Origin of the sequence: Roseomonas elaeocarpi (genome assembly GCF_042433915.1) — a bacterium.
Lineage (GTDB): Bacteria > Pseudomonadota > Alphaproteobacteria > Acetobacterales > Acetobacteraceae > Roseomonas > Roseomonas elaeocarpi.
In genome coordinates this window covers 77,914-94,326 of sequence record NZ_JBHLUN010000013.1, presented here as the reverse complement: position 1 = coordinate 94,326, position 16,413 = coordinate 77,914, and the positions used below count along the sequence as shown (strand labels likewise).

At 69.6% G+C, this 16,413-nt stretch carries 18 protein-coding genes; 1 reads left to right on the top strand and 17 read right to left on the bottom strand.

Annotated elements, in window-relative coordinates; genetic code table 11:
* Positions 1-76: 76 nt before the first annotated feature.
* The 6 genes from ACFFGY_RS17995 to ACFFGY_RS17970 all read right to left on the bottom strand — a co-directional run bounded on the left by ACFFGY_RS17995 (position 77) and on the right by ACFFGY_RS17970 (position 5,707).
* Positions 77-898 (bottom strand): formate/nitrite transporter family protein, encoded by an 822-nt coding sequence (locus tag ACFFGY_RS17995; RefSeq protein ID WP_377045904.1) that lies wholly within the window; start codon positions 896-898, stop codon positions 77-79.
* A 157-nt stretch (positions 899-1,055) separates the two neighbouring features.
* Positions 1,056-1,949 carry a substrate-binding domain-containing protein gene (locus ACFFGY_RS17990; RefSeq protein ID WP_377045903.1) on the bottom strand — a complete coding sequence of 298 codons (894 nt, stop codon included), beginning with the start codon at positions 1,947-1,949 and terminating at the stop codon, positions 1,056-1,058.
* A 161-nt stretch (positions 1,950-2,110) separates the two neighbouring features.
* A complete protein-coding gene (locus ACFFGY_RS17985) occupies positions 2,111-2,986 on the bottom strand; it encodes an ABC transporter permease (protein WP_377045902.1) in 876 nt (291 codons plus the stop codon).
* A gap of 32 nt (positions 2,987-3,018) precedes the next feature.
* On the bottom strand, positions 3,019-3,828 hold the full coding sequence (locus ACFFGY_RS17980) for an ABC transporter ATP-binding protein (protein ID WP_377045901.1): 810 nt from the start codon (positions 3,826-3,828) through the stop codon (positions 3,019-3,021).
* A 31-nt stretch (positions 3,829-3,859) separates the two neighbouring features.
* On the bottom strand, positions 3,860-4,714 hold the full coding sequence (locus ACFFGY_RS17975; protein ID WP_377045900.1) for an amidohydrolase family protein: 855 nt from the start codon (positions 4,712-4,714) through the stop codon (positions 3,860-3,862).
* Positions 4,715-4,732: 18 nt separating this feature from the next.
* The gene (locus tag ACFFGY_RS17970) at positions 4,733-5,707 is read right to left on the bottom strand and encodes an ABC transporter substrate-binding protein (protein WP_377045899.1); all 975 of its coding nucleotides are present in this window, start codon (positions 5,705-5,707) and stop codon (positions 4,733-4,735) included.
* A 316-nt stretch (positions 5,708-6,023) separates the two neighbouring features.
* On the opposite strand from ACFFGY_RS17970, the gene ACFFGY_RS17965 reads away from it, so the two are divergent.
* Positions 6,024-7,067 (top strand): ABC transporter substrate-binding protein, encoded by a 1,044-nt coding sequence (locus ACFFGY_RS17965; protein ID WP_377045898.1) that lies wholly within the window; start codon positions 6,024-6,026, stop codon positions 7,065-7,067.
* A gap of 47 nt (positions 7,068-7,114) precedes the next feature.
* Here the strand turns inward: ACFFGY_RS17965 and ACFFGY_RS17960 are convergent, their stop codons facing one another.
* From ACFFGY_RS17960 to ACFFGY_RS17910, 11 genes are all read right to left on the bottom strand, one after another.
* Positions 7,115-8,368 carry a LysR substrate-binding domain-containing protein gene (locus ACFFGY_RS17960; protein ID WP_377045897.1) on the bottom strand — a complete coding sequence of 418 codons (1,254 nt, stop codon included), beginning with the start codon at positions 8,366-8,368 and terminating at the stop codon, positions 7,115-7,117.
* Between the two features lie 128 nt (positions 8,369-8,496).
* On the bottom strand, positions 8,497-9,534 hold the full coding sequence (locus ACFFGY_RS17955) for an ABC transporter substrate-binding protein (RefSeq protein WP_377045896.1): 1,038 nt from the start codon (positions 9,532-9,534) through the stop codon (positions 8,497-8,499).
* A gap of 89 nt (positions 9,535-9,623) precedes the next feature.
* Positions 9,624-10,634 carry an ABC transporter substrate-binding protein gene (locus ACFFGY_RS17950; protein ID WP_377045895.1) on the bottom strand — a complete coding sequence of 337 codons (1,011 nt, stop codon included), beginning with the start codon at positions 10,632-10,634 and terminating at the stop codon, positions 9,624-9,626.
* A 181-nt stretch (positions 10,635-10,815) separates the two neighbouring features.
* Positions 10,816-11,844 (bottom strand): amidohydrolase family protein, encoded by a 1,029-nt coding sequence (locus tag ACFFGY_RS17945; RefSeq protein ID WP_377045894.1) that lies wholly within the window; start codon positions 11,842-11,844, stop codon positions 10,816-10,818.
* A 267-nt stretch (positions 11,845-12,111) separates the two neighbouring features.
* On the bottom strand, positions 12,112-13,869 hold the full coding sequence (locus ACFFGY_RS17940; protein WP_377045893.1) for a complex I subunit 5 family protein: 1,758 nt from the start codon (positions 13,867-13,869) through the stop codon (positions 12,112-12,114).
* Positions 13,866-14,210, bottom strand: a complete 345-nt coding sequence (locus ACFFGY_RS17935; RefSeq protein ID WP_377045892.1) for a sodium:proton antiporter — start codon at positions 14,208-14,210, stop codon at positions 13,866-13,868. The genes ACFFGY_RS17940 and ACFFGY_RS17935 overlap by 4 nt, the downstream gene beginning before the upstream one ends.
* Before the next feature lie 22 nt (positions 14,211-14,232).
* Positions 14,233-14,985 (bottom strand): MnhB domain-containing protein, encoded by a 753-nt coding sequence (locus tag ACFFGY_RS17930; RefSeq protein WP_377045891.1) that lies wholly within the window; start codon positions 14,983-14,985, stop codon positions 14,233-14,235.
* Positions 14,982-15,263 (bottom strand): Na(+)/H(+) antiporter subunit B, encoded by a 282-nt coding sequence (locus ACFFGY_RS17925; RefSeq protein WP_377045890.1) that lies wholly within the window; start codon positions 15,261-15,263, stop codon positions 14,982-14,984. The genes ACFFGY_RS17930 and ACFFGY_RS17925 overlap by 4 nt, the downstream gene beginning before the upstream one ends.
* Positions 15,260-15,571, bottom strand: coding sequence for a monovalent cation/H(+) antiporter subunit G (locus ACFFGY_RS17920; protein ID WP_377045889.1), 312 nt, complete (start codon positions 15,569-15,571; stop codon positions 15,260-15,262). The genes ACFFGY_RS17925 and ACFFGY_RS17920 overlap by 4 nt, the downstream gene beginning before the upstream one ends.
* A complete protein-coding gene (locus ACFFGY_RS17915; protein ID WP_377045888.1) occupies positions 15,568-15,852 on the bottom strand; it encodes a monovalent cation/H+ antiporter complex subunit F in 285 nt (94 codons plus the stop codon). Before ACFFGY_RS17915 ends, ACFFGY_RS17920 begins: the two co-directional genes overlap by 4 nt.
* A complete protein-coding gene (locus ACFFGY_RS17910; protein WP_377045887.1) occupies positions 15,849-16,304 on the bottom strand; it encodes a hypothetical protein in 456 nt (151 codons plus the stop codon). The genes ACFFGY_RS17915 and ACFFGY_RS17910 overlap by 4 nt, the downstream gene beginning before the upstream one ends.
* Between the last annotated feature and the right edge of the window lie 109 nt (positions 16,305-16,413).

Here is a 16,413-nt window from a genome sequence, read left to right as displayed (position 1 = left end):
CGGAGCGGAACAACAAGGTCCGCCGGCGCCGGGCGGCACACGCCGAGGCGCATGCCCGCCCGGTGCGGCCGCGGCGTCACATCTCCTGCCGGACCTGGGCGTGGACCAGCAGGGCGAAGAGGCCGGTGCCGCCGATGACGTTGCCCACCAGGGCGGGGAGGATCATGCCGCCCAGCACCTGTCCCAGCCCCGCCTGGGCGTCGAAGAGCAGCAGGAAGGCCTCGGCCGCACCCGCCACCACGTGGGTGAAACCGCCCAGCGCGATGGCGTAGGTCAGCACCAGCACGATCGCGAACTCGCCGCCGCTGGCGGCGGCGCGGATCCAGGCCACCGAGGCGATCAGGAAGCCGGCTGGGATGCCCTGCAGCAGCACCTCGGAGGGTGTCATCGGCAGCAGCTTGGCCGAAACCTCGAGCATGGAGTGGGCGAGTTCCGGGCTCACCAGGTGGAAGCGGATGTTGATGAAGGCCGCGGCGGCGGTGCCCAGCATGTTGGCCAGGAAGACGATGCCCCAGAGGCGCGCGGTGGTCGCGAACCGGTGCCAGCCCGGCTCGGCCATGTTGGGCAGCACGGTGACGATGGTCTGCTCGGTAAACAGCTGCATGCGTCCGAGGATCACCAGCAGGAAGCCCAGGCTGTAGCCGAGTTCCGCGATGACCTCGCGCCCCGGCGTTCCGGGCGGCAGCTTGTGCATCAGGGCACCCTGCGCGATCACGGAGGCCATGATCGCGATGCCGGCGGCGAAGCCCGACCAGAAAAGCGAGCCGACGGGGCGTTCGAGCTCTTCCTGCCCCTGGCGTCGCACGACCTCGTAGATCACCGGGGAGCGCGGCGCCGAAAGCTCCTGGACGTCCTCGTTCTCCGCGTCCTTCCGGTGCTGCTGCTGGTCCTCCGGCATGGCGTCCCCCCACCTCAACCAGGGGTTAGTGCCGCCGTGACGCGATGGTTGCGGCTGCGGGAACCTGCCGCACCTCGGAATTTCTGACCGCGCCGCGACGGGGCACCGGCCGCCTGGGTGGGCGGACGGGTCCGGCGTCCCGTCTCCTCCCCCGGCCTCAGGCCGTCAGGCCGGCGGTGTTCTCGTCGAACAGCTCGTCCACGCTGAGGCGACGCGGGATGATCCGCTGTTCCAGCGCCCAGTCGATCGCCAGCTCGATCCCCTTGCGGTTCGCTTCCACGCCGAAGGGCGGCAGCAGGCCCACCTCGCCCGCGGCGGCGCGGCTTTCCACCACCATCCGGAACAGCTCGCGGATCACGTCGGGACGGGTGCGGGACAGGTCCTGGTGCACCACGAACATGTGGTTGATCGGCACGATCCGCTCGCGCTCGTACCACTGCTTGCCCGCGGCCTTGGCGTCGGGGATCAGCGTGCGGATGCTCGGGTCGTCGGGCATGTCGTTGCCCAGGATGCCGGCCGCGATCTCGCCGTCGATCAGCATCTGGCCAAGCTTGGAGCCCTTGGGCAGGCGCTGGGTGTTGGGCGGATCTTGGTATTCCGCGAGGTGGCCTTCGTCCACGGTCAGCCAGGTGACCTTGTCGAGGTCCACGCCGTACTCGTGCTGGAGGATGCCGCGCGCCCAGAGGCCGGTGGTCTGCGCGTAGCTGCGCACGCCGACCTTCTTGCCCTCGATGTCCTTGGGGCTCATCTCGCCGTGCTTGTTGCTGTAGCCGATGGTGTGGTGCTGCATGCGGCCGGAGATCGGCGCGGGCAGCATGACGTAGGGCTTCCCGTAGGCCTTGGCCTGCAGGAAGGTGACGATCGCGAGTTCCCCGGCATCGTAGGCGTTCTCGCGCACCATGCCCTTGAAGCCGTTATGCGCCGTCTTGGGGCCGCAGAAGTCGAACTCCACCAGGGGCGAGCTCACCTCGCCGCGCTTCAGGGCCATGGTGACGGGATAGTCGGCCAGGTTGGTGCGCAGCCGGACGGGGCCGCTTTCGGGATAGGCCATGAGTGTCTCCAAGCTTCGGGTCTTGCGCCGCGGCACGCCCACGGTGCGGGCCTTCCGCGCGATGCTGTTGCTGCGGCCGGATGGGCTTCCGGCCGGGAATGGACGGAGCCGGTCGTGGCCGGCCAGTGGCGCGACCCGGGGTGCATCCGGGCCGCCGCCGCTCACTCCTCGGTGAAGCGCCAGGGGGCGGCCCAGCGCTCGAGGCTGCGCACCACCAGCGACAGGATCACGCCCAGGAACATCAGCACGAAGATCGGCACGAACATCGAGGCCGTGTCGTACTGGTTGCCGTACTTCACGATCAGCGCGCCCAGGCCGGTGATCGCGGTGAAGAACTCCGCCACCACCATGCCGATGATCGCGCGCCCGACGCCCAGGCGCAGGCCGGTCATCATGTAGGGCAACGCCGCGGGCAGGATGATCTTGGTGAAGACCTGGTACTCGTTGGCGGCGAAGGCAGTGCCCACGTCCACGAGGTTGGAGGGTACGTTGCGCACGCCCGAGATCGTGTTGATCAGGATCGGGAAGACCGCGAGGATCGTGACGATGAAGATCTTCGCGGTGTTGCCCAGCCCGAACCACAGGATCACCAGCGGGATCACCGCCACCAGCGGCGTCGAGTAGAGCGCGTTCACCAGCCAGTCCGTCGCGGCTTCCACCGCGCGGTAGCGGCCGATCAGCAGGCCGAGGCCCAGGCCGATCACGCTGGCGATCACGAAGGACAGGATCAGCGTGGACAGGCTGCTCACCAGCGCGGTGCCGAGCTCCCCGCTGCCGATCATCGCCGCCGCCGCCACGGCGATGGCACTGGGATAGCTCATGAAGAGCGGGTTGACCTGGCGGCCCAGCACTTCCCAGAGGCCGATCACCGCGACCACGGAACACAGGCGGATGATCCAGAGGTAAGCGCGCTGCTTGGGCGGCGGGCCGATATCCTCGATCTGGGTTTCGGGCTGCAGATGCGCAGCCACTTCCGTTCGGCTGGACATGTTGTTCCGGTCGATGGGGATGTTGATGGGGGTCGTGGACTGCGACATCGGGGTTTGTTCCTGTTCGGCGGCCAGGATCGTCAGGCGGCCGCGGCGAGCGGGGCGCTGTTGCGGATCAGCTCCCACATCTCGGCGCGGATCTGCTGGAAGCGCGGGTCGCCGCGCAGCTCGGTCAGCGGCGGCCGCGGGCGCTCGAAGGGGATCTCGATGATGCGCTTGACGCGGCCGGGCTTGGCCGCGAGCACGACCACGCGGTTGCTGAGGTAGATCGCCTCATCCAGGTCGTGCGTGACGAAGAGCGTGGTCTTGCCGACCTCGCGCTGGATGCGCAGCAATTCTTCCTGCAGCACTTCGCGCGTCTGGGCGTCGAGGGCGCTGAAGGGTTCGTCCATCAGCATGATCGCCGGGTCGATCGCCAGCGCGCGCGCCAGGCCGATGCGCTGCTGCATGCCGCCCGACAGCTCGTGCGGGAACTGCGCGCCGGCATGGCCCAGACCCACCAGCTTCAGCAGCTCCTCCGCACGGCGGTGGCGGTCGGCGGCGCGCACGCCCTGCAGCTCCAGCCCGAACTCGACATTGGCGCGGGCGGAGCGCCAGGGCAGCAGGCTGGCCTGCTGGAACACGAAGCCGCGGTCGCGGCCGGGGCGCGACACCGGCTGCCCGTCCACCCGGATGTTGCCGGCGTCGTGGCGCACCAGGCCCTGCACGATGCGCAGCAGCGTGGTCTTGCCGCAGCCGCTCTCGCCGATCAACGACACGATCTCGCCCTCGTACACGTCGAAGTTGACGTGACGGAGGACCGGCAGGATGCCGTCCTCACCGTTGGCGCCGCCGCGGATGCGGAACGTCTTGGACACGTTTTCCACCGAGAGCTTGATCTTCTTGTTCACGGCGTCACCTCCTTTCGTCGTTGTTGTCTTGTCAGTCCTTGAGCGTGGGGTAGAGCGACTGTGCGGTGCGGGCGAAGATCTGCCGGCGGTCCGCCTCGCCCACCACCGAGAGGCGGTCCTCGGCGATCTCGAGGTTCTCCTTCATGGAGCCTTCCGAGGCGGGGTAGTTGGAGCCCCAGGCCAGGCGCGAGGCGCCGAACATCTCGATCAGCTTCGGGAAAAAGGTGTCCGGCCGCGCCGCGCCCTGGACCACGGTGGTGAAGATGCGCGGTGTCAGCTTGAGGTAGACGTTCTCGAAGGGCGCCAGCGCAAAGAGGCTGACGGCCTTCTTGTAAGGCGCGCCGTCGTCGATCACCGGACGCGCCAGGTGGTCGAGGATGATCTTCACCTGCGGGAAGCGCTTCGCCAGTCCCGCCACCTGCGCGAGGCCGACCGGGCCGGTCTGGATGCAGATCGGCAGGCCGAGCTCGCCCGCCGTTTCCCAGGCGGCGAAGGAGCGCGGATCGTCGAGCTCGGAGGTGTCGAACTCCTTGGTGCTGCCGCCGGTGAAGAGGCGCAGGCCCGTGAGGCCGCGCTCGGTCCAGCCGCGGATGGTTTGCGGCGCGTCGGGCTGCATCAGGTCCACCGAGCCCACCGCGGTGAAGCGGCCGGGATAGCGCTGCACGGCGTCGCAGACGTAGGAATTGTCGTAGCCGTAGCAGGTCGAGGACTGGACGATCGCGGCCTTTTCCACGCCGGCCTCGTCCATGAACTCGATCAGGTTCTCGACCTCCGTCGGGCGTTCCTTGGACCAGTCCGACTGCTTTCCGAAGAGCGGCGAGTGCGGGTAGCGTTTCTCGTCGGTGGAAATGACGTGCGGGTGGATGTCGACGTATCGCGAAGCCACGGTGCCTTCCTCCTGTTCTCAGTTCCGCTCGGGATCGACGAAGATGTCCCGCATCTCCATCCGCCGCGGCGTCAGTTCCTGCTTGAAGGCGGTTTCTTCCAGCGCCTCGATCGTGGCGCGGTTGGCCTCCATCCCGTAGGGCAGCGGGTCGGGGCCGACGATCTTCGTGAGCGCGAGGTAACGCTTGTCCGTGGCGGTGGTCGCCTGCCCGGCATGCAGGCGTTCGAGCCACTGGCGCTTGGCCTCGGAGAAGGCCTTGAACAGCGACTGCGCCACCCAGGGATGTTCCCGCAGCACCGCATCCTTGACCACGATGGTGCCGTGCATCGGGTAGATATGCGTCCGGCGGTACCAGTCGGCTTCCAGCGCTTCCGCATCGGGGAACAGGTCCGGGTAGTTCGCTTCCACGACCTTCCAGCCGCCGGTCGGATTGCCGGTGCGGCCGATGCCGGCATTGGCGTCGAAGCCCGCCGCGAGCTCGCCATCGGCCATCATGTCGGCCAGCGAGCGGCCCGCCGGCGCGTGGATGACGTTGGACGGCAGCGGCATCTCGGTGACGTGTTCCTCGTCATCGACCACCCAGGTCACCTTGGAGGAATCGAGGCCGAACTCGTTGATCAGGATCGCGCGGGTCCAGACGCCGGTGGTGACGGAATAGGCGCGCACACCGACCTTCTTGCCTTCCAGGTCCTTGGGCGTGGTGATGTTCGCGTCGGGGCGCACCAGCAGGCCGGCATGGTGGAAGCGGCGCATCACGAAGATCGGCAGCGCCACGAAGGGGGCACCGTAGGCGCGCGCGATGATGTAGGTGGTGGGCGCGATCTCGCAGACGTCGAACTCGACCTGGCGCACCATGCGGCGGAAGGCGCCGATCTGCGGCACGACCCTGATGAAGTTCGGCTCCACACCTTCGATGGGAATTTCGCCGCTCAGGATCGCGGCGGTGTGCGGATACTCCGCGATCGAGATGTCGAGCTTCACTTTCTCAGCCATGGTGCTCCCCTGAACTCCAGCCCCGCCGCGGGACGTCGTGCCGTCGCGCCTGCACACCCGCTCCGTCGCGACCCGCGGTCCTTGGCGGGGAGCCTCCCTCACACCGGCCGGGCCGCACCAATCAGAAGCAGCCGGAAGGGTATAAGAAGAGGCCGGCAAGCCTTTGTTGCAGCGCAGCACCGCGAGGATTTATCGGACCGATATCGGAACTGATGGCTGTTGCGGAACATCATTCGTGCAAATTCGTCACGAGACGGCGTTGCGGCCCGTGGGGGAACAGGCCGTGGCACGTGGCGCAGCCGGGGAGAGCCCATCCATGACAACCGGACAGCACGCGCTGGAGCGTCGCGGCATCCTGCGGGGCGCCGCGGCCGCCACGACGCTGGCGCTGGTGCCGGCGGCCCTGCCCCGCCGGGCGCGCGCGCAGGCCGGGGGTGGAGACACGGTCAACATCATCAACGCCGCCGGCAACCTGACCTCGGCCTTCGAGGAACTGATGCACCAGCAGAACTTCTTCGAAAAGTTCGGGCTGCGGGTGAAGCCTCTCTACGTGTCCGACGGCTCGAAGCTGATGGGCAGCGTGCTGAGCGGGCAGATGGACCTTTGCCCACTGGCCGGCTTCTCGCAGGTGTTTCCGGCGGTGCAGCGCGGCGCCAAGCTCAAGATCACCAACGGTTCCGTGCTGCTCGGACAGCAGACCGTGTTCAGCGCCAAGCCGGACATCCGCAGCGTGGAGGACCTGAAAGGCCGTACGATCGGCGTCGGTTCACTGGGGGCGCAGCTGCACCAGACGGTGGTGGCGCTGCTGCTGAGCAAAGGCATCGACCCGGCGTCGGTGACCTTCGCCAATATCGGCAGCAGCGCCGACGTGTTCCGCGCGGTGGTGGCCGGCGTGGTGGATGCCGGCCCGGGGCAGATCGACGTGATCCCGCAGCTGCCCGCGCTGGGCGTCCACGTCGTGGAAGGCGGCGACATGTGGCGCAACCTGCGGGACTACCCCTTCCAGGGCGGCTTCGCGGCGGACCACGTCATCGCCAGCAAGCGGGAGCTGCTGGTGCGCACGCTCGCGGCCTACGGCACCATGTTCCGCTTCCTGGCCGGCCCGGATTCCCGCGACGCCTGGTTCGCGGCGCGGCGGGCGGCGCTGGGCGGCAAGGACGAGGCTTTCGAGGCGTCCTCGGACTACCAGTGGCGCTTCTTTCAGACCGTGCAGCCCTTCGCGCTGGACCTCGCCATCCCGCCCGAGCGCATCGCCTTCCTGCAGGCGCTGAACGTTCGCCTCGGCGTGCAGCCGAAGCCGGTCCCCGAGGAGGCGGCCGTGGACCGGTCGTTGCCAGCCGAGGCGGTGCGGCTGCTGTGAGCGGCGCCGCGCTCCCGCAGCGGCCCGCTGCCGTGGCGACGGCGCCGCTAGGCGGCCTCCTCAGGGCAATGGAGCATCGGCGCCTGGCCTTCCACCGCCGAGATCGCCGCGGCATGGGAGCGCAGCAGGCTCAGGAACTGCTTGTGCAGCGGCGGCAGCTCCCAATCCTTGCGCCACGAGACGCCGATGAACGGGGCGGGCTCGATGGGGCCGAACGGCAGGGCGGTCAGGACGCCCGCGGCTTTTTCCTGCTCGAACTCGAAATGCGTCAGCAGCGCCAGCCGGTCGCTGCCCGACAAGAGGAAGCGCAGGGTGGAAATGGAGGAGGCCTCGATGTTGGTCGCCCGCGCGTGCGGAACCAGGGCGATCAGGCGGTCGAAGGCCACGCGGCGCGTCGCCTCGCGGCTGGGCGCGATCAGCTCGTAATCCTCGAGATCGGCGAGGCGGATCGCGGACCGCCGCGTCAGCGGATGGCCCGCGCGCGCCACCAGCACGTAGGGCAGCGCCGCCAGCGCTTCCTGGGTGAACTTCTCGCCATCCGTCAGGCGCGACAGGCCGATCACGAAGTCGATGTCGCCGTTGAGCAGGGCGTTGGACAGGTAGCTGCTGTCGGCGGTGCGCAGCTGGACGCGCGCTTCCGGGGCGGACTTGATCAGCTCGTTGACCACCTGCCCGACCAGGAAGCTGCCGGCCAGCGGCATGACGCCGATGCGCAGCAGGCCGCGATGGTGGTTGGCGTCGGCCCAGATTTCCTCCAGCCCGCAGTCGAACTCACGCACCGCGATCGAGAGCCGCCGCGCGAGCTCGCCCGCTTCCTCGGTGGTGGAGAGGCCGGAGGAGGCATGGCGCAGCAGGCGGGTGCCCAGGCAGCGCTCCATCTCCCGCGCGGCATGGATCAGCGAGGCCTGGGAAATCCCGGCCTGCTCGGCCATGCGGGCCACCTGGTTGTTGGCGATGGCCGACAGCGCGCGGATCTGCGGCAGGGTGATCCGTTCCGCCGCGCAGGCGAGCTGCGCGCTGGGCAGGTCACCCGGGCTCAGCGCGGCCAGCGCCTCCTCGATCTGCCGGAACATGCGTCCGACGCGATGGGCCAGGATCTCCCCGGCCGGCGTGAGATAGGTCCCGCTGCTGCGGCGGTCGAAGAGCTGCGTCCCGATCTGCCCTTCGAGCTTGGCGATGGCCTGCGTCACGGCCGGCTGCGTCAGGTGAACGGCATCGGCCGCCTTACGGACGCTCCGGAGGCGGGCAACCTCTTGGAAAACACGCAAATGTCGTAGGCTGTAGCCCGCGGGCCGTGCCATCTCTTTGTCCACCCCTGGTATTTCTTGCTTGCTTGAGGATGGACGATAGGAAGCGCGGAGGCCCGGCGAACCACACATTTTCGTGATCATCTGTGGGGGAACGCTGTGGCCCGCCCCTGGCCGCGCCGTTAGCCCAGCATGGCCAGCGCCTCCTTCGCCAGCGACATGTCCGCGATCTGGCTGTAGGGCAGCACCTTGCGCTGCGACTGCACCTCGATGTTGAGCTTCTGCATGTAGTTGAAGCGCTCTTCGCTCACGACCAGCGCCTCGTTATAGGTCTTGTACTTCTGGATGTACTTCCACTGGGTCACGGCCTGGTCTTCCGGCGCGCGCGGGAACAGCGTCTTCTGCGCCCGCACGAAGGCCTCCTGCGAATTCGGGGACTGCACGAAGCGGTAGAGCTTGGCGTAGGCCGCCATGCTGCGGACGATCACGTCGCGCTTGCCCTCGATCGCGCGCGTCGAGGTCCAGGTGCCCTGGTAGGTGTATTCGGGCAGTTCCTCGGCCATGTTGCCGTGCTCGAGCAGGCGGACCTTGAACTCGTCCTGCTGGTCGATCAGCGACAGGTCGCCGGGCCCGGCATCCACGGTGCCGGCGGTGACGGCGCGGAAGATGTCGACGCTGCCGCCGATGTTGACGAAACGGACCTTGGAAACGTCGACCTGGTGCTTCTGCAGCAGCGCCACCATCAGCTGGTGCAGCAGCGCGCCGAGCGAGCCGGTGCCGACCGTCTTGCCTTCGAGGTCCTTCAGCGTGCGGACCTCCGGCTTGGCCGTGAACACCGCCTGCCAGGGCAGCATGCCGCCGCCAGCGATGACCTTCAGCTGCGCCCCGCGCTCGATCGCCGGAAAGATCTGCGCGAAGCCGGACAGCATGGACACGTCGATGTTGCCGCCGATGATGCCGCCCACGATCTTGCCGCCGTCGCCGATGTTGAGCGTTTCGGGCTTCAGGCCGAACTCCTCCATGTAGCCCTGCTGGCGCAACACCTCCTGCATGGTGAAGCTGGCGAGACCCGAAGCGTTGGCGATGGTCACCGGCCTGGCCGCCGGGGCCTGCGCCCGGGCGCGGCCGGCGGAGGCCGCGAAGCCCAGCCCCCCGAAGCCCAGAACCGTGGCGCCGAGCAGCATGCGGCGTGACAGGCCTTGGTTGGATGTCCTGGTCACTGATCGGTCTCCCGGCTCGGTTGTTTCGGATCTCCGGGCGGCCGGTCCGTTGGACCGGGCCGTCCCGATGCTGTTGCCGACATCGCCGCTCAGGCCAGCAGCGACAGGGCGTCGCGCGCGACGCTGCTGTCGGCCACGCGGTCGTAGGGCAGGAGCTGCTTCTGCGTGCCGAGCTGCAGGTTCAGCTTCTGCATGTAGTCCAGCCGCTCCGGCCCCAGCACCAGGTCCACCGCGAAGGGCTTGTAGCGCTGGATGAAGTGCCACTGCGCCAACCCTTCCCGGTCGCCGGAGCCCGGCAGAACCGTGCGGCGCGCGCGCAGGAAGGCGTCCTGCGCCTCGGGCATCTGCACGAAGCGGTAGAGCTTCGCGTAGGCGGCCAGGGCGCGCACCACGGTGTCGCGCTTCTGGTCGAGCGTGCGCTGCGAGGTCCAGCCGCCCTGATAAGTGTATTCCGGCAGTTCCTCGGCCATGTTGCCGTGTTCCACCAGCCTGACCTTGTAGTCGTCCAGCTGCTCGAGGATGGCGTTCTCGCCGGTTCCGGCATCCACCGTGCCGACCGCGGTTGCCTTGAACACGTCGACGCTGGCGCCGATGTTCACGAACTTCACCTTGCTGCTGTCGACGCCGTACTTGTTGAACAGCCCCACCATCAGCTGGTGCAGCAGCGAGCCGAGCGAGCCGGTGCCGACGGTGCGCCCTTCCAGGTCCTTGAGGGTGCGGACCTCCGGCTTGGCGGTGAAGACGCAGAGCGAGGGCAGCAGCGCGGCGCCGCAGATCAGCTTCAGCTGCGCGCCGCGCTCCACCGCCGGAAACACCTGCGCGAAGCCCGACATGGTGGTGAGGTCGATGTCGCCGCCGATGATGCCGCTGTTGATCCGGGTGCCGTCGGACACGTGCATCAGTTCCGGCGCGAGGCCGAACTCCTCGAGGTAGCGTTGCTGCTTCATCAGCTGCTGCATCGTGACGTTGACGCTGCCCGCGGCATTGGCGATCGTCACTGGCCGCGCGGGCGCCTGCGCGGCCAGCCTGCCGCTTCCGAGCGCGGCCATGGCCAGCCCGCCGCCCAGGACGGCCCGACGCGTGGCTCCAGCGCCTCCCATGGCCCCTCCTTCCCTCATCGCCCCTTCAGGGCGTTTCGCCGCGGTCTTTGCCGCGCTTCATCCCAACCCACAGTCTTCAATCGCGGGGCGACGTCCCGCGGCCCCGAACCGCATGATCCGGGGCCATTCCCGCGCGGCCGACCGCGCGCCGCCTCACCGCTTCAGCGGCGGGGTGGCGGGCTCAGTGGCCGCGGCTTTTCAGCTGCGCGTCGAGGCGCGGATACACGCGGCGGGCATTGCCCTCGAAGATCTTATGGCGCTGCTCCTCGGAAAGGTCGCGGCAGGCGTCGACGTAGCGCTTGGTGTCGTCGAAGTACTGGCCCGTTTCGGGGTCGATGCCGCGCACGGCGCCGATCATCTCCGAGCCGAACAGGATGTTGTCCACCGGCACCACGTCGGTGAGGAGCTGCACGCCCGGGTAGTGGTACACGCAGGTGTCGAAGAAGACGTTGTTCATCAGCTTCTCCACCGTGGTGCCGTCCTTCATCTCCAGCGCCAACCCACGGTAGCGGCCCCAATGGTAGGGCACGGCGCCGCCGCCATGCGGGATCACCAGGCGCAGCGTCGGGAAGTCCTCGAACAGCCTGGACTGGATGAACTGCATGAAGGCGGTGGTGTCGCCGTTGATGTAGTGGGCGCCGGTGTGGTGAAAGTTTGGGTTGCAGGACGAGCTGACGTGGATCATCGCCGGTACGTCGAGGCGCACCATCTCCTCGAAGATCGGGTACCACCACCGGTCGTAGAGCGGCGGCTCCTTCCAGTGGCCGCCCGAGGGGTCGGGGTTCAGGTTGCAGCCGACGAAGCCCAGTTCCTCGACGCAGCGGCGAAGCTCGGGGATGCAGTTGGCGGGCGACACGCCGGGCGACTGCGGCAGCTGGCAGACGGCGGCGAAGTTGTCGGGGAACATCGTGCAGACCCGGTGGATCAGGTCGTTGCAGAGCTCGGTCCAGTCCCGGCTGGTCGCCTCGTTGCCCAGGTGATGCGCCATCTGCCCGGCGATCGGCGAGAAGATCGTGAGGTCGCCGCCGCGGTCCCGCTGCATCTTCAGCTGGCCGTTCTCGATGGCGTCGCGGATCTCCTCGTCCGAAATGCGGAGGTCGGACTTGCGGGGCGCGTTGGCGGGGTCGTTGACGCTGGCGAGCTGCTGCGCGCGCCAGGCATGCAGGCTCTTGGGTGCGGTGGTGAAGTGGCCGTGGCAGTCGATGATCATCTCGGACTCTCGTGCTCCGTCGGCGTCGTGGCCGTGTTCTTTCCTGGCCCTTTTCCGGACCTTGCGTAAAGGCTGCGCTTCGCCACGCCCCTGCTGTCTGGCAGCTTAGGAAGCAGGACCCGCCGCGCGGCCATTGATTCCGCCGCCGCGCCGATAAGACTTCGAGGATCAGCGGCGGCTCGGAGGCGGCCGCGTTCCCGCCGGGGCCGGAGGAAGAACCGGCGGCGCGGTCTTTCCCCGGAGGGCGCAGCCGTGGTCGGTCGTGGATCAGCCATAGGCCAGCCGCAGCGCCAGCACGGCGAGGCCCAGCAGGATCCAGGCGACCTCGTCGCCGATCAGCCCGCTGTGCAGCCGGTCCAGCCCGGCGAAGACCGGTGCCGTCAGCGCGTCCACCGGGCGGTCCAGCAGCCGCGGCAGGTGCTGCCGGCCCAGGTCCCAGGCGGCCACCACCACCGCCAGCGCCAGCCCCGCCCAGGACAGCCAGGAATGCGCCGGCGCGTCCGGCACGAGCGGCGGCCCCTCGCCCGCCGCGCTCATCATCCCGTTCGCGGCGTGGCGCGCGAACCCGGCCACGAATTCCCCGGTGGTGAGCGCGAGCAGCAGCAGCACCGCCACCGGCAGCAGCATGAGCCAGAGCGGGCGGTTGGCCTGCTCGCTTTCTTCCTCGCTGGGCGAGCGTTCTTCCTCGCCGGGCACCTCGCCCCAGCCCAGGAAGACCCGGCCGGTGACGCGCAGCACGGCGCCGCCGGTCAGCCCGGCGCCGAGCGGCAGGGCCAGCACCGCGATGGAGGCGGTGCCGCCGGCCGAGGCGGCGGCGTCCAGCAGCTTCACCCCCTCATCCATCAGGCCGAACGGCGCCCCGGCCAGCAGCAGCCCGCCGAGCGCGAAGGCGAGGCCCGCGGGCCAGATGTCGCGCCCGCGGCCGCGCAGCCCGATCTCGTCGATGCCGCCCAGCGTCGCCATCAGCACGCCCGCCAGCGCGAAGAGCGCCGCCTTCACCAGCCCGTGCCCCACGAGATAGGTCAGCAGCCCCGCCAGCCCGTCGGGGCGCAGCGTGGCCAGCCCCATCAGCAGGATGCCGGTGTGGGAGACGGTGGAAAAGGCCAGCATCCGCTTGAGGTGGCGCTGGGCCAGGGCCAGCATGCCGCCCGCCACGGTGCTGATGGCGCCCAGCCAGAGCAGCACCCCGTGCGCCTGGTCCGCCACCGGCCCGGCATGGGCAAAGATGTTCCAAGTGAGGCGCGTGAGGCCGAAGATCCCCATCGCCACCATGGCGCCCGAGAAGATCATCGAGACCGGGCTCGGCGCCACGGCGTGGGCGTCGGGGAGCCAGAAGTGGAAGGGTACCGTGGCCGCCTTGACCAACAGCGCGACGGTGAGGAGGCAGAACCCCGCCAGCAGCACCGGGTCCGCGCCAGCCGCCGCCGCGCGCTGGCCCAGCGTGGGCATGTCGAGGCTGCCCAGCCGGCCGTAGAGCAGCCCGATGCCGGCCAGCATGGTGATGGCGCCCAGCGTGTTGGTGACGGTGAAGTTGAGCGCCCCTTCCAGCGAGGACTCCTCCAGCCGGTAGGCGGTGAGCGCGAAGGCGGCGACGCTCATGACTTCGAACCAGACGAACAGGTTGAACAGGTCGCGCGTCAGGCTGAAGCCCGCCATGGCGGCCAGGAACACCAGCATCAGCACGTGGAACTGCACGCCCACTTCCTCGAAGAAGCCCCAGGCGAACAGGAAGGAGGCGGCGAACAGCAGGCCCAGCAGCGCCACCATGGTGGAACCCGCGAGGTCGGCGGAGAAAGCGATGCCCAGCACCACGTCGCCGCGCATGCTCCAGCCGCCGAACCAGTGCAGCAGCGGCCCGTGCATCGCCTGCGCGGCCATCACCGCCCCCAGCGCGGCGATGCCCAGCGCGCAGAGGATCGCCACCACGTCGGCGGCGCGGCGCGGCAGGAAATGCCCGAAACCCAGCAGCGCCGCGGCCACCAGGATCGGCACGGCCACGGCGAGCGGCGGCAGCGCGGAGATCATCGGCGCATGGGCCGCAGCGCCTCGGGGTCGAGCGTGCCCTTGCGCTTATGGACTTGCAGCGCCAGCGTCAGCAGCAGCGCCGTGACGGCGGCGCCCACCACGATGTCGGTCAGCACCAGCGCCTGCACCACCGGGTCCACCGCCGGCGTGCCGGGCGGATGGTCGAAGAAGACCGGCGGCCCGGCATTCCACCGGAAACCGATCGCCAGCAGCAGCACGTAGGTGCCCGACTGCGCCACCGAGAGGCAGGCGATGAGGTGGATGTAGTGGCGGCTCGTGACGATGCCGTAAAGGCCGATCGCGAAGAGCCAGGCGGCGGCGAGCCAGGGGATGACGCTCACCGCCGCGTCCTTGCCGGAAGGGTCATTCGTCGTTGCCCTCGGGCTCGCGCGTTTCCTCGAGGAACTCCAGGAACAGCATCGCGAAGCCGCCCGCCACGGCGAGGCCGACGCCCAGGTTCACCACCGGGATGATGCCGCCCGACAGGAGCTGCCGCATCTCGCCGAAGGGGAGGATGTTGGTCAGGAACGCCGCCCCGCTCAGCAGCGCGCCGAGGCCGGTGAGCGTGTAGAGCGCGGCGCCCCCGCCCTCCATCGCGTGCAGCACCTTGCCCGGCACCAGCCTCCGCCAGGCACCGTAGCCCTCGCCCAGCCAGACGAGCATGAGGCCCGACGCGATGATCACCCCGCCCTGGAAGCCACCGCCCGGCGTCAGCTGCGCGTGCAGCACCACGTAGAGGCCGAAGAGCAGCAGCATCGGCGTCAGCACCCGGCACAGCAGCACCACGCCCGGGCTGCGCGGGGCGATGGGCCGGCCGGGGCAGCTGGCCGGGCGGTCCGCCGTGCCCTCGCCGCGCGCGCCGCGCAGCAGCACCACCGTGCCCACCACGGCCGCGAGCAGCATGGTTTCCTCGCCCAGCGTGTCGAAGCCGCGCAGGTCGAAGTTCACCGCGCTGACCATGTTGGTGACCTGCCGCTCGGCGGGCGCGATCCGGTTCACGGCCTCACCATAGGGGAGCGGATGGGCGCCGAACTCCGGCATGTGGCGGATCACCGGGGCGGCCAGCGGCAGGAGGCAGAGCGCGGCCAGCGCGGTCAGGAGGTAGCGGAGCCTCATCCCGGCCCGCCCCCTTCCGGCTTCGCGCCGTCCTCGGGCGGGGGTCGGTGGAGGCGCAGGCTCGCCAGCACCACCAGGAAGAGCAGCGGCACGGCGACGGTGCCAACCACCAGCTGCGAGAAGGCCACGTCGGGTGCCTGCAGTGCCGCGAACAGCAGCGTCATCGCCAAGCCATGCACGGCCATGGCCATCACCTGACGGCGCGGCTGGCGGCTCAGCACGATGCCTGTGCCGGTCGCGGCCACGATGAGGAACAGCGCCCCGAGCAGGATCGTCACGGCGCCTCGCCCTCCGCCGCGGCGGCGCGCCCGGCCTCGCGCCGCACCAGGGCACGGCCGGTGGCGTGCGACAGAGCGGCGCCGGTGGCCCAGGACAGGACGACGATCAGCGCCACCTTCAGCACCCGCGCGGAAAAACCGTCGCTGACCAGCGCGGCGAGCAGCAGCGCGGTGCCGGCGGCGATGTTGACGAAGGTGACGGCGTGCAGGCGCTCCATCGGGGTGCGCAGCCGCGCGGCGCCCAGCGCGCCGAGCCAGGTCGCCGCCACGGTCAGCAACAGCAGGGCGGGCAGCAGCAGCGCCTTCACAGCCAGCGCTCCAGGAACAGGGCCATCACCAACGTGCCCGGCAGCGACAACAGCACCAGCGTCAGCGGCAGGTCGAGGAGCGAGGACTGATCGAAGGCGAAGCTCATCGTCACCAGCGCCAGCACGGCGACCGAGGAGGCGAGCTGCGCCGCCACAAGCCGGGCGCCGACGCTTCCCCGCAGCGCCATCGCCGCCGACAGGGCGAAAGCGGGCAGCAGTGCCAGCAGGGCCAGCATCCAGGGCCAGCCGGCCCCGAGGTCGGCACCGGCGGGCAGGTTCACAGCGGCCACCGGCGGTCGGCGGCGACGGGCTGCGGCGCGAGGCGGTGCAGCGGCAGGCCTTCCGCTTCCCCGGTGTCGTCCAGCACGAAGCCGTTGGGGGCCAGCGACAGGCCCAGGATCACCAGGGCGCGGCGTGCCGCGTCGCGCGCGTCGGGGCCGCCGGGCTCGAAGGGCTGCGTCGTCACCTCCCCCCGGACGGGCCGGCCGATCACGGCGCGCAGCAGCGCCAGGCCGACCGTGGCAGTTTCGCGGCCCAGGGCGCCGAGCAGCGAGACCGCGGCGTGCAGTGGCGGCAGGGAGAAGCGGAAGGGCTGCGGCGCGGTTTGCCGCTGCGCCAGCGAGAAGCCGGCGAAGAGCGCGGCGCCGATCAGCGCGGCGGCCGCTTCCTGCCAGGTGGGCTGCCCGACGAAGGCGAGGTAGAGCAGCGCCAGACCCAGGATCCGAAGCAGCATGCACTTACCTCCCGCCGTTTCGGTAACCGGCGGCGGAGAAGGAGGTTTCCGCCGGCCAGCGGGCTGTTCGGAGCACGCAACGGACCAACCTCATCCGGGGCCAGCGGGG

Bases quoted from the DNA above. Each gene is read 5' to 3' on its own strand.
- ACFFGY_RS17995 (WP_377045904.1), bottom strand. From the start codon at position 898: ATGCCGGAGGACCAGCAGCAGCACCGGAAGGACGCGGAGAACGAGGAC.
- ACFFGY_RS17990 (WP_377045903.1), bottom strand. From the start codon at position 1,949: ATGGCCTATCCCGAAAGCGGCCCCGTCCGGCTGCGCACCAACCTGGCC.
- ACFFGY_RS17985 (WP_377045902.1), bottom strand. From the start codon at position 2,986: ATGTCGCAGTCCACGACCCCCATCAACATCCCCATCGACCGGAACAAC.
- ACFFGY_RS17970 (WP_377045899.1), bottom strand. From the start codon at position 5,707: ATGGCTGAGAAAGTGAAGCTCGACATCTCGATCGCGGAGTATCCGCAC.
- ACFFGY_RS17965 (WP_377045898.1), top strand. From the start codon at position 6,024: ATGACAACCGGACAGCACGCGCTGGAGCGTCGCGGCATCCTGCGGGGC.
- ACFFGY_RS17960 (WP_377045897.1), bottom strand. From the start codon at position 8,368: ATGGCACGGCCCGCGGGCTACAGCCTACGACATTTGCGTGTTTTCCAA.
- ACFFGY_RS17950 (WP_377045895.1), bottom strand. From the start codon at position 10,634: ATGGGAGGCGCTGGAGCCACGCGTCGGGCCGTCCTGGGCGGCGGGCTG.
- ACFFGY_RS17945 (WP_377045894.1), bottom strand. From the start codon at position 11,844: ATGATCATCGACTGCCACGGCCACTTCACCACCGCACCCAAGAGCCTG.
- ACFFGY_RS17940 (WP_377045893.1), bottom strand. From the start codon at position 13,869: ATGATCTCCGCGCTGCCGCCGCTCGCCGTGGCCGTGCCGATCCTGGTG.
- ACFFGY_RS17930 (WP_377045891.1), bottom strand. From the start codon at position 14,985: ATGAGGCTCCGCTACCTCCTGACCGCGCTGGCCGCGCTCTGCCTCCTG.
- ACFFGY_RS17910 (WP_377045887.1), bottom strand. From the start codon at position 16,304: ATGCTGCTTCGGATCCTGGGTCTGGCGCTGCTCTACCTCGCCTTCGTC.